Genomic DNA, 10,301 nt, shown 5'->3' on the forward strand with positions numbered 1-10,301 from the left:
TGGTTGGAATGCGGGGGCATTAGGGGAAAAAGCAAAACAAAGACGAGGTAATGCGCCCCCCGCCGGCTGGAACGCCATCCGTCGAGGTCGAAATCGTCAAGGGTGACCGGCCAGACCGGTCGCGTTCGGAGTCCGCGTTCTAATTCACGCGGTATTTGTCGACGATCGCCAGATCGGGATCGAGCCCGAGTCCGGGACCCATCGGCACGCGGATGAAGCCATCCACCGGATCGGCGCGATGGCCGTACAGGTCTTCCTCGAAATCGCAATAGAGCCGCTCGACCACCGGCTTCGACTGGGTCGACGCATTGAGGTGAAACGTCGCCACCTGACCCGGCCCGAACAACGCGCAGTGCGGCACGAAGTCGACGCCGGTCGCCTCGCACAACGCGCGGATGCGCAGCAGTTCGGTCACGCCACCGGTCTTGGCCACGTCGGGCTGGGCGATATCGATTGCGCCCTTCGAGATCATCGCGGCGATATCGAACAGGCTGCCCTGATTCTCGCCAGCGGCGATCGGGAACGGTCCGGCCGCCCTCGCCTGCGCCAGCCCGTCGTAATTCTCGGGCGGCCACACCGGTTCTTCGAGCCACATCAGATCGATGTCCGCCAGTGCGCGCGCGTTGCGGATGGTCTCCGACACCGACCACGGACAGTTGGTATCGAGCATGAAGCGCGCGCGGCCCTCGCCGAGACGCACGGCAAAGCGGATCAGGTCCAGATCCACCTCGTGCAGCTTGATATAGCGGTAGCCGCGCGCGATCGACTGCTCGATCGCATCGCCAAGGTTTTTCTCGTCGGCATAGCGCAGCAGGCTCGCGTAGACCGGCAGCTGATCGGCAAACGCGCCGCCGATCAGGTCCACCAGCGGCCGGCCGGTCGATTTGCCGAGGATGTCCCACAGCGCGATATCCACCGCCGAGATCCCGTTCATGACCCCGCTCACGCGGCCGAAGTTGTGCAGGTTGAACTCGAGGTCGTGCTTGATGCGCGCGATCGCCGTGGCATCGCGGCCCACGATCAGCGGCAGGATCTTCGTGCGGATGGTCTCGGCCAGCGCGCGGTCCTTGTTGCGCGAGAACGCCTCGCCCCAGCCCACGATGCCGGTATCGGTCTCGATGCGGACCAGCAGCGTATCGAAACAGTTCTCGGCCTTGTCGCCCCAGCTCCACGGCGGAATACCGATGGGCTGGAACGGGATCGAGACAAGGATGGCTTCGGCCCTGGCAATTTTCATGATGTCGGAACTTGAGAGGAGTTGAGGACGGCGGCGATCATCGCGCCCGCCTGCCGGCTGTGCTCGCGCGCGGCCGCCTCGGCGCCCGCCGCGTCGCCGGCCAGGATCGCGTCCTTCATCGCGTCGTGATCTTGGACGATGTCGCGGAAGCGGCCGCGAATCCGGTTCGCGGTGGCCACGTAGATCTTGATGTGCTGCTGCACCTGCAGGTACTGGTCGGCCAGCCGCGGGTTGCCCGACTCGACGATCAGCCGCGTATGGAACGCATGATCGGCATCGCTCATCGCCCGCATGTCATGCCGTCCCGCCGCGGCCTGCATGGCCGCATAGTCCTGCGCGATGCGTGCCAGGCTGGCCGGTTGCGCGCCGCGCGCGACCTGTGCCGCGGCCACTCCCTCCAGCGCGCCCCGCAATACATACAGGTTCAGCGCGTCCTCGGCCGTCGGCGTGAAAATCCGCCAGCCTTTGTACTGCTGCTGCGATACCAGCCCTTCCAGCTCGAGCAGCTTGAGCGCGGTCCGTGCCGTGCTGCGCGAGATGCCGAGCGATTGGCCTAGTTCGGTCTCGTTGACCAGTGCGCCCGGACCCAGGGCGCCCTCGATGATGGCCCGGCGGATCGCCGCGGCGCCCTGGGTATCGAGGGCAATCCGGCTGGCGAGCGGTGCGATGGAAGCGGTCATAGGCGGTCCAGAAAGGGCTGGAGGGGTCTGGAGGGTCGGGAATGTCCTAAGTGTTAACAAATAACAACGTGACGTCAAACAATCATTCCGCGCTTCGATAGACGCCCCTCGCATATATGGGCGGTACCTGTAATACCTTGGTTTGGGGGTGTCTGGAACTTTTTCGCGCACAGGCGTACGCTGACGGTCAGCCCTGCTGACGGGCCCCGTGCGCGCGCAACGGTGCGGGATGTTCATTCCCACTCATAAAAGACAGGAGTCACCATGAAGACCATCGTCGCCCTGGCCGCTATCGCCGCCACGGCCATGTTGTCGGCCGGTATCGCGCATGCGGCGGGCCCGGCCAACCCGGCCGACCGCTATGACTACAACATGCGGACGACCAACAAGGACGGCTACGTCGCCGACCCCAACCGCATTAGCAACAAGGACGGCTATCAGCCGGACGCCAATCGCGTGACCAACAAGGACGGGTATATCCCCGATACGGCGAAGAACGACAAGTTCGACCCGTACACGCAGGGCGCGCGCCAGAACACGGCCAGCGCGCTGGTCGACGACAAGGCCGCCAAGCCGGCCAAGAAAAAGTCGACGACGCACAAGAAGTCGCCGACCGCCGCCACCAAGTAAACAGGTAGCGCAGGCAAAACCCCTCTCCCCACGGGAGAGGGGGGTACTCCCCCCTTCAGTCGTCCTTCCAATATCCCGCGCAAGGCCTTCAGTATCTTTTGACGTTGCCGTTAACGATCGATGCAGGGAGGTTTCTCCCGTGCTCCCCTCAACGATCGGACGATATTCATGGATACATCCGTTGTCAGCGCAGCCAGTAATTCGGGCGCCAATCCCGTGCCGCTGGTAATGCTGCGCAAATCGCTGGATATGCAGGCCGCCAGCGTGGCCACCCTGTTGCAAGGCCTGCCACAGGTGACCCCCGCCAGCAATCCCCCGCATCTGGGGCAAAACATCGATATCAAGGTTTGACCAAGGTTTGACCGTATCGGCCGAAGCTTGACGTGCCGGCGCGCGCGGAAGCGTCGTCGCGCCGGATACCACCACCCGCGGACGAAGGGGGGCGAGAATATAAACCGAAGTGCGAAGGCCATCCTGTAAAAACACCGCGTTGTGCGAAAACGCCAACTGCCTTGCATCCGGCAGCCACACGGACATCGCCAAGCGTAAGCCGTCGTATTAGAATCGGTCGCTCATTCGTCATTCGTTGCCGCCAGCCTGGTGGATTTCTGGAGATTGCGTTGTTGCACGCTGGCACTTGTCCGGTGTTTTTACTCGGGTCCCGACTCCTGTCGTCCAAACACGCGAACCAGAGAAACCCACGCTGAGGAACTTAATGACCTCGATTACGTTTGATGTGGCTCTGGCTCACGACCCGGTCGATCGGGATTTCGTGGCGCTCGACGCCCTCTCCTCCGCGTCCGGCCAGAGCGCGGATGAACGCGCAGCCGAACGCGAAGGCTGGGCATTGCTGGAAGCCACGGGCGACCTGGCGCTCCAGACCGAGGCCGCCGGCCGCATCCGCCGCGCCACCGAGTCTTCGGCGCATCTGCTCGACTATCCCCGCGAATACCTGCTGCGCGTCTCCGTGCTCGACATCGTCGCGGCCGAGGAACGCCAGCGGCTGGCCTGGCTGCTGCAGCGCTGCGCGCAGGACGGCACCGTGCGCCGCGACCGCTTCCGCTTCGTCTGTGGCATTCGCAGCAGCCGCTGGATCGATCTGCGCATCACGCGGCGGGTCAACGACGACCGCGCCGACGAGCACGCGGAACTGCTACTGACCGGGCACGACGTGACCGACTGGGTCGAGAACGAGCGCCAACTGGTCGAACTGTCCTATCAGGACCCGCTCACGGGCGCGGGCAATCGCGCCTATATGCGCAAGCGCATCGCCGAGTTTTCGGCGCGCGGCACACCCGGCCAGCTGTTCGCGCTGGCGCTGATGGACCTCGACGGCTTCAAGAAGGTCAACGACTCGCTCGGCCACGAATTTGGCGACGCGCTGCTCAAGGAGATCGGCAAGCGCCTGCAGGACGCGCTGCGCTCGCGCAATATGGTCGCGCGGCTCGGCGGCGACGAATTCGTGCTGATGCTCGAAGGGCTCGACAGCGAATCGGAAGCCATCCGCATTCTCGAGCGCGTGATCCACGTGTGCCGCCAGCCGTTCCATCTGGGCGGCTGCCAGGTGCGCATCACCACCAGTATCGGCCTCGCCTTCGCGGGCACCACGCCGCTCACCGAAACGCCGCTGACGGAATCGCAGTGGCTGCGCCGCGCCGACCTCGCGATGTACGAGGCCAAGGCGCTCGGCAAGAATCGCTACTGCCTGTATTCGCCCGAGTACGAGCACCGGCTCGACGAGCAGTTCCGCATCGAGCAGAGCATGTTCGAAGCGGTACAGAACGGCGAGTTCCTGCTGCACTATCAACCGATCGTCTGGCCCGAAACGGGCGAGGTCTGCGCGACCGAGGCGCTTATGCGCTGGGAACATCCGCAGGGGGCGATCGCCCCGGACGTGTTCATTCCGATGGCCGAGAACAACGGCCTGATCAAGCATCTTGGCGCCTGGGCCCTGCGTTGCGCGTGCGCGCAGCTGGCCAGCTGGGATGCACAGGGCATTCACGTGCAGCACATGTCCGTCAACGTTTCGCCGGTGCAATTCCGCCATCCGGGCTTTCTCGACAGCGTGCGCAACGCGATCCACGATGCCGGCATCGTGCCGGACCGCGTGGTGCTCGAGATCACCGAAAGCGCGCTGATGACCGATCCGGCGGCAACCGAATCGCTGCTCACGGAGCTGCGCGCGCTCGGCATCCGTTTCGCGGTGGACGACTTCGGCACCGGCTATTCCAGCCTGTCCTATCTACGCCGTTTTCCGCTGTCGGCGCTCAAGATCGACCGCAGCTTCGTCAGCGACATGATGGACTCCCCGCATGCGCGCACGATCGTGTCGGCGGTGATGTCGCTCTCGCGCGAGCTCGGCCTGGTGGCAATCGCCGAAGGCGTCGAGTCCGACGCGCAGGCGCATCTGCTGTCGGCACAAGGCTGCACGCTGGTGCAGGGCTGGCGGTATGCGCATGCGCTGCCACCGGGCGAGTTCGAGCGCGCGCTGCGCGCCGGCACACTGCGGCTCGGCCATACCGACGTGTTCTCGCAGGGGCAGGCATGAAAAAGGACGCCTTCTTCGAGATGCTCTGGAACCGCATGGCGCAGCAGGGAGACTTCCCGACGCTGCAGTATTCGGTCGACAACATCTTCAAGACGCTGCAGAGCGACCTCAACGTCGGTGAGATGGCCGCGAGCGTGCTGTCGGACTTCAGCCTGTCGCAAAAGGTCATCCGGCTTGCCAACTCGGCGATGTATCGCTCGTTTGGCGGCGAGGTGACGACGGTCTCGCGCGCGATCCTCGTGCTCGGGGTGGAGGCCATCAGCCATCTGACGCTCGGCGTGCAGTTGCTTGACTATTTCCACGGCGTGGCGCCCAGCCGCCCGCAGGCGGCGCGCGCGATGACGCAGGCGCTGGTCGCGGGCGAGATCACGCGCGCGCTCAGCAACGCGCGCGGCATCAACGAGGGTGAGGAAGCGGTCGTCTGCACGCTGATGCACCATATGAGCCGCCTGTTGCTCGTGTTCTATTTCCCGGATGAGTGGGAACGTATCCAGGCGTTGACCGAGTCCGGCGACATGAGCGAGACCGACGCGTGCGTCGAGGTGGTCGGCGTCTCGCTGGCGGAAATTGCCGAGGCGGCCGCGATCAAATGGCGTCTGCCCGGACTCATCGCCAACTCGATGAGCCATCGCCCACTGACTGCCGAGAGCGTGATCGAGACCCACGCCGACTGGCTTGGCGCCATGGCGCACGTGTCATCGCAGGCGGCCGCCGCGGTAACGCGCGATGCCGCGCCCGAGGAAGTGGAAGCATTGCTCGCAGAACACGCGCGCATGCTCGGGCTCGATGCCGCCGACATCAGTTTCGCGATTCGCCAGGCCGGCACGCTGAGCGCTTCGATCGCGCAGGCGGAGTCGACCGACGCGGAAGCGCCCACGCCGGAAGGCAAGCCCGCCGATGCGCTCGAACGGCTGCAGATCGGCCTCGAGGAAGTGCGCCGCGAAGGCGCCGGCCTGTCGATCGGACAGATGGCACCGCTCGCGCTGGAGTCCGTCATGCGCGCGCTCAACTTCCAGCACTGCTTCCTGATGGTGTTGAACCCCGGCGCCAAGCGCTTCGATGCGCGTCTCGGGTTCGGCAACGGCGTGCGCGAGAAGCTGGACGTGCTGACGTTCGAGGAAGGCTTCGTACCCGATATCTTCCACTTCGCCACGATCTCGCCGCGTCCGCTGCAATTCGAGGACACCCACGATGCGGAAGTGGCCCAACGCGTACCGCGCTGGTATCGCGACGCCATGCCCGAGGCGCGCTCGGTGCTGCTGGCACCGGTGAAGCTGCGCAACCGCTGCGTGGCGCTGCTGTGCGGGGACTGGGGACCGACGTGCTGCGCGGGCGGGCTCACCGAGACGGAACTTGCGCTGGTCGACGAGTTCGCGAAGGAAATCGCGGCAAGCTTTCTACGCTCGACCGGCCAATAACATCTTGTAAACAAACGGCGTCTTCCCACGGAATATTTTTACCCGTGCGCGTGTTCTAAGAGCATGCAGATACGCGTCCCGACATGCGGGACGCAAATGCACTATGCTCATCATTGCGAGAAACGGAGACGCCACGATGTCCCACACCCCTCATCTTTTCCCCTTGCGCGCATTGCGTGCGGCCACCTTGGTAACGGTTGCCGCAGCGGCGCTGCTGGCCGGCTGCGCGGCGCTGGAGCCGGTCAAGACCGGCGACAAACTGATCGGCGGCCCCGAGAGTGCCGTGCGCGAGACCTTCGGCACGCCCACCGACACGTTCAAGCTGGCCGACGGCACCACGCGCTGGATTTACTCCAAGCAGCCGTACGGCTATGACATCTATGCCGCGGACTTCGACGCGAACGGCCGGCTCAAGAGCTTCCGGGAAATGCTGACGGAAGCGGAGATCTACTCCGCGAAGCCGGGCGTCTGGACCAAGCAGGACGTGCTGGAACGATGGGGTCAGCCGAAGGAGCCCATCAACTACTACCCGTTGATGAAGCGCGAGGCATGGTCGTATCGCATGTACGTGCCGCCGTACCAGCCCGCGCACTTCAGCGTCTACTTCACGGATGCCGGCGTGGTCGACCGCACGATGATCATCCTCGACGCGCGCGGCGACCGCAACCGCCGCTAGATCACGAAGGGTCCTTGGCACGTGTCCGCGACACCGCGGACATGATGCCAATGCCCAGCACGATCACGCAGGCGATGCCGATATAGACCTGTGACACGCCCATCGTGACAAGCCCCCAGGCAATGCCGCCGACGAGCAGCAGCACGCCGATCAGGTATAGCGCGAATGACATGACATACCTCCCGCGGTTGTTGCAGACGGCTTCAATGTAGACAGCGCATTCGCCCGCAGACATCGGTGAACCACGGAGAGCGTTGTAGGCCGGTTCCTACCTCGCCCCGTGTACCGGCGTACCTTTGTGGCGCACGACCAGTTTCAGAATCGTCCCATTCCCTATGCACCCCGCGCCCTGCACGATTCGCAGAGGCCGGGGACACTTTTTGAGGTTGCCCCCGTATAGCAAACTTGCTAACATGGAGGCATCCCGTGCGCTGGACCATCCAGTACTACAGCGACCGTACCAAAGCGGAAATCTTGGCTCTGCCCAACGACATATTGGCTGGCTATCTGCGCCTGCTGCATGTGTTGGAGGATTACGGCGCCGATCTGCGCATGCCACATTCACGGGCCATGGGCGAAGGGCTCTTCGAGCTTCGCCCACGCGGCACGGAAGGGATTGGTCGTGTGTTCTATTGCACGATGCAGGGCCACACCATCGTCATGTTGCACAGCATCGTGAAGAAAACACGCGAGACACCACCTGAAGCACTGCGCATTGCGCGGGCACGACTCAAGGAGGTCAAACATGGTTAAGGCACAAGTCAGAACAAAGCATTCGGATGCCGCCGGTGAGCGGTATCAACCCGTCGCTCACAGCGCCGCCGATGAAGCCAAGCTGTTCGCCCGGCCCGGTTTCAAGCAGGCCTACGACGCGCTCGAAGAAGAGTTTGCCGCGCTCGAGGCGCTGCTGGAAGCGCGCAGGGCTGCGGGCCTGACACAGGCGCAGGTTGCCGAGCGCATGGGCACGACGGCCTCCGCAATCTCGCGCCTCGAGTCCTCGCTGAGCAGCGAGAAACATTCGCCGTCCTTCGCCACGCTGCGTCGCTATGCGGCGGCATGCGGCAAGAAGCTGATCATCTCGCTGGCCTGACCCACACGCCGAGTCGCCTACGGCTGCACCGATGGTGCGCGCTTGAGGGTGCGGAGTACGAAGGTCGAACGGCTGTGGCGCAATCCCGGTAGCTTGTAGAGCTTGTGGCGCAGGAACTCCTCGTAGCCCTCGGTGCCGGCGACTGCCACCTTGATCAGGTAGTCGTACTCCCCTGTCAGCAGATGCGCCTCAAGGACTTCGGGGAGTTCGGCCAGTGCCTCGCCGAAGCGGTGCAGCATGTCGTCGTCGTGACGGTCCAGTGTGACTTCGATCAAGACCGTATCGGGGAATCCGAGCGCCTTCTGGTCGAGCAATGCCGCGTAGCGTTCGATCACGCCGGCTTCCTCGAGCGCGCGCACGCGGTTCCAGCACGGCGTGGGGGACAGCCCGACACGTTCGGCGAGCTTCGCATTGGAGATGCGACCGTCGCGACTCAGTTCGCGCAGGATGCGGCGATCGACGTCGTCGAGTTTGGGAGGGTTATTCATGTCCTTTAGCGGATTGAAGAACAATATCCTTCAAACTCTACACGAAACCAGAGAATCGTCTGCATTTTTGACCTGATAGCAGGACAATAAGAAGCCTATTCTGGGACGACGCTGGTACATTGTCTCCATCGCCCACGTATTCCCGAGTGCCCCCGTCATGTCCTTCCCTGCCCTGCAGCTCGACCTCCGCTTCGAAGGCGCCGATACGTTCGGCGCGCTGGAATGGGTGCTCGCCAGCGCCCGTCGCACGGGTCTGACGCTGCAGCAGATTCAGATGCAGGGCCTCTCCGCGCGACTCGTGACGGAAGCGCCCGATGCCGACCTGCTGCATCTGTTCCTGCGGCGCGTCAGCCAGGGGGTTGACGTGACCGTGACCGATGCCGAGTTCTTCAACGCTGAAGAAGAAGCGCTTGCCGCCTGAGGGTTCACACGGCGTACCCCGTCACACCTTCGATCAATGCGGCGCTGTGTCACATGGCGCGCGCGTCCGCACATTCCTATCCTTGCGTCGAGCCCATAAGATCAGGCTGACGGCATCGGCCTGACGATGCAAGTCGGCCGGCAGCAAGGAAGTCAATGAAACGAGCCAAAGCCTGGCGCCGCCTGTCGGTGTTGCCAGCCGCCGCGCTGACGGGAATCGCCGCCGCGCAATCCACAGCACCGTCGCCCGCCGCGACGAACGACGCCGCCGTGCCCGCCACGGAAGTGCGCATGCTCCCCCCGATCACCGCCACTGCCAATGCCATCGGCTCGCTGACGGCGCCGGGCATCGCGCGCCAGCGCGAATCGCTGTTCCAGTCGGCAGGGTCGGTCGGCTTTGTCGACGCGGCGTCGTATAGCGACACCTACGCGAGCAACCTGCGCGACGTGCTCAAGGACGCGCCCGGCGTGTACGTGCAGGAACGCTACGGCCAGGAACTGCGGCTGTCGATCCGCGGCTCCGGCATTGCGCGCGGCTTCCACGCGCGTGGCCTGGACCTGCAACAGGATGGCGTGCCGACCAACTTTGCCGATGGCAGCGGCGACTACTACCAGATCGATCCGCTCGGGCTGGCCGCCGCGGAGATCTACAAGGGCGGCAACGGGCTCGCCTACGGCAGCACCACGCTCGGCGGCGCGATCAACTTCACCACGCCCACCGCGTTCACGGCCGATGCGCCCAACATGGTGCGCGTGGACGGCGGCAGCTTCGGCACCGCGCGCGCCAGCGCACAGGTGTCACGTCAGATTGGCGCGTTCGACTTCCTCGCCAATCTCACGGTCAATCACTCGGAAGGCTATCGCAACCACGAGCGCGGCCAGTACGAGCAGCTCAACGCAAACTTCGGCTATCGCTTCAGCCCGGCCGTGGAGACGCGCTTCTACTTCGGCGCATATATCGTCGATCAGTTGCTGCCGGGTTCGCTCACACTCGATCAGGCGTTGCACAACCCGCGCATGGCCTCCGCCAGCGCGCTGGCCGGCGATCAGGCGCGCAACACGCGCACCGAACGCCTCGCCAACGTGACGACCGTCAAACTCGACAACGGTCAGC

13 protein-coding genes are annotated in these 10,301 nt (G+C 64.3%); 9 read left to right on the plus strand and 4 right to left on the minus strand.

What is annotated here, in order from left to right; all coding sequences use genetic code 11:
* Nucleotides 1-139 precede the first annotated feature (139 nt).
* Together LDO41_RS07645 and LDO41_RS07650 are read right to left on the minus strand one after the other, a co-directional pair.
* The gene (locus LDO41_RS07645; protein WP_223984102.1) at nucleotides 140-1,237 is read right to left on the minus strand and encodes a mandelate racemase/muconate lactonizing enzyme family protein; all 1,098 of its coding nucleotides are present in this window, start codon (nucleotides 1,235-1,237) and stop codon (nucleotides 140-142) included.
* The gene (locus LDO41_RS07650) at nucleotides 1,234-1,917 is read right to left on the minus strand and encodes a GntR family transcriptional regulator (RefSeq protein ID WP_223984105.1); all 684 of its coding nucleotides are present in this window, start codon (nucleotides 1,915-1,917) and stop codon (nucleotides 1,234-1,236) included. The genes LDO41_RS07645 and LDO41_RS07650 overlap by 4 nt, the downstream gene beginning before the upstream one ends.
* 264 nt (nucleotides 1,918-2,181) lie before the next feature.
* On the opposite strand from LDO41_RS07650, the gene LDO41_RS07655 reads away from it, so the two are divergent.
* The 5 genes from LDO41_RS07655 to LDO41_RS07675 all read left to right on the plus strand — a co-directional run bounded on the left by LDO41_RS07655 (nucleotide 2,182) and on the right by LDO41_RS07675 (nucleotide 7,189).
* Nucleotides 2,182-2,547: a hypothetical protein gene (locus tag LDO41_RS07655; protein WP_223984108.1), complete on the plus strand. Its 366-nt coding sequence runs from the start codon at nucleotides 2,182-2,184 to the stop codon at nucleotides 2,545-2,547.
* Between the two features lie 168 nt (nucleotides 2,548-2,715).
* Nucleotides 2,716-2,898, plus strand: coding sequence for a YjfB family protein (locus LDO41_RS07660; protein ID WP_223984110.1), 183 nt, complete (start codon nucleotides 2,716-2,718; stop codon nucleotides 2,896-2,898).
* Nucleotides 2,899-3,262: 364 nt separating this feature from the next.
* Nucleotides 3,263-5,095 (plus strand): putative bifunctional diguanylate cyclase/phosphodiesterase, encoded by a 1,833-nt coding sequence (locus tag LDO41_RS07665; RefSeq protein ID WP_223984113.1) that lies wholly within the window; start codon nucleotides 3,263-3,265, stop codon nucleotides 5,093-5,095.
* A complete protein-coding gene (locus LDO41_RS07670; protein WP_223984116.1) occupies nucleotides 5,092-6,513 on the plus strand; it encodes an HDOD domain-containing protein in 1,422 nt (473 codons plus the stop codon). The genes LDO41_RS07665 and LDO41_RS07670 overlap by 4 nt, the downstream gene beginning before the upstream one ends.
* 136 nt (nucleotides 6,514-6,649) lie before the next feature.
* Nucleotides 6,650-7,189 carry a hypothetical protein gene (locus LDO41_RS07675; RefSeq protein WP_223984119.1) on the plus strand — a complete coding sequence of 180 codons (540 nt, stop codon included), beginning with the start codon at nucleotides 6,650-6,652 and terminating at the stop codon, nucleotides 7,187-7,189.
* Between the two features lies 1 nt (nucleotide 7,190).
* On the opposite strand, the gene LDO41_RS07680 is transcribed toward LDO41_RS07675, so the two are convergent.
* Complete coding sequence (locus tag LDO41_RS07680) at nucleotides 7,191-7,361, minus strand: hypothetical protein (RefSeq protein WP_223984122.1); 171 nt, start codon at nucleotides 7,359-7,361, stop codon at nucleotides 7,191-7,193.
* Between the two features lie 254 nt (nucleotides 7,362-7,615).
* Between LDO41_RS07680 and LDO41_RS07685 the strand changes: the two genes are divergently transcribed.
* Both LDO41_RS07685 and LDO41_RS07690 read left to right on the plus strand, forming a co-directional pair.
* The gene (locus LDO41_RS07685; protein ID WP_223984137.1) at nucleotides 7,616-7,942 is read left to right on the plus strand and encodes a type II toxin-antitoxin system RelE/ParE family toxin; all 327 of its coding nucleotides are present in this window, start codon (nucleotides 7,616-7,618) and stop codon (nucleotides 7,940-7,942) included.
* Nucleotides 7,935-8,279, plus strand: coding sequence for a helix-turn-helix domain-containing protein (locus LDO41_RS07690; RefSeq protein ID WP_223984140.1), 345 nt, complete (start codon nucleotides 7,935-7,937; stop codon nucleotides 8,277-8,279). The genes LDO41_RS07685 and LDO41_RS07690 overlap by 8 nt, the downstream gene beginning before the upstream one ends.
* Nucleotides 8,280-8,296: 17 nt before the next feature.
* Here the strand turns inward: LDO41_RS07690 and LDO41_RS07695 are convergent, their stop codons facing one another.
* On the minus strand, nucleotides 8,297-8,767 hold the full coding sequence (locus LDO41_RS07695) for an Lrp/AsnC family transcriptional regulator (protein ID WP_223984143.1): 471 nt from the start codon (nucleotides 8,765-8,767) through the stop codon (nucleotides 8,297-8,299).
* Between the two features lie 157 nt (nucleotides 8,768-8,924).
* On the opposite strand from LDO41_RS07695, the gene LDO41_RS07700 reads away from it, so the two are divergent.
* Both LDO41_RS07700 and LDO41_RS07705 read left to right on the plus strand, forming a co-directional pair.
* Nucleotides 8,925-9,188, plus strand: a complete 264-nt coding sequence (locus LDO41_RS07700) for an AsnC family transcriptional regulator (RefSeq protein ID WP_223984146.1) — start codon at nucleotides 8,925-8,927, stop codon at nucleotides 9,186-9,188.
* A gap of 155 nt (nucleotides 9,189-9,343) precedes the next feature.
* A partial coding sequence (locus tag LDO41_RS07705) for a TonB-dependent receptor plug domain-containing protein (protein ID WP_223984149.1) occupies nucleotides 9,344-10,301 on the plus strand: 958 nt, incomplete at its 3' end.

Source organism: Cupriavidus pampae (assembly GCF_914271485.1).
GTDB classification, from domain to species: domain Bacteria; phylum Pseudomonadota; class Gammaproteobacteria; order Burkholderiales; family Burkholderiaceae; genus Cupriavidus; species Cupriavidus pampae.

Excerpts from the sequence above, each read along its gene's own strand:
- LDO41_RS07645 (WP_223984102.1), bottom strand. The coding sequence starts at position 1,237 with ATGAAAATTGCCAGGGCCGAAGCCATCCTTGTCTCGATCCCGTTCCAG.
- LDO41_RS07650 (WP_223984105.1), bottom strand. The coding sequence starts at position 1,917 with ATGACCGCTTCCATCGCACCGCTCGCCAGCCGGATTGCCCTCGATACC.
- LDO41_RS07655 (WP_223984108.1), top strand. The coding sequence starts at position 2,182 with ATGAAGACCATCGTCGCCCTGGCCGCTATCGCCGCCACGGCCATGTTG.
- LDO41_RS07660 (WP_223984110.1), top strand. The coding sequence starts at position 2,716 with ATGGATACATCCGTTGTCAGCGCAGCCAGTAATTCGGGCGCCAATCCC.
- LDO41_RS07665 (WP_223984113.1), top strand. The coding sequence starts at position 3,263 with ATGACCTCGATTACGTTTGATGTGGCTCTGGCTCACGACCCGGTCGAT.
- LDO41_RS07670 (WP_223984116.1), top strand. The coding sequence starts at position 5,092 with ATGAAAAAGGACGCCTTCTTCGAGATGCTCTGGAACCGCATGGCGCAG.
- LDO41_RS07675 (WP_223984119.1), top strand. The coding sequence starts at position 6,650 with ATGTCCCACACCCCTCATCTTTTCCCCTTGCGCGCATTGCGTGCGGCC.
- LDO41_RS07680 (WP_223984122.1), bottom strand. The coding sequence starts at position 7,361 with ATGTCATTCGCGCTATACCTGATCGGCGTGCTGCTGCTCGTCGGCGGC.
- LDO41_RS07690 (WP_223984140.1), top strand. The coding sequence starts at position 7,935 with ATGGTTAAGGCACAAGTCAGAACAAAGCATTCGGATGCCGCCGGTGAG.
- LDO41_RS07695 (WP_223984143.1), bottom strand. The coding sequence starts at position 8,767 with ATGAATAACCCTCCCAAACTCGACGACGTCGATCGCCGCATCCTGCGC.
- LDO41_RS07700 (WP_223984146.1), top strand. The coding sequence starts at position 8,925 with ATGTCCTTCCCTGCCCTGCAGCTCGACCTCCGCTTCGAAGGCGCCGAT.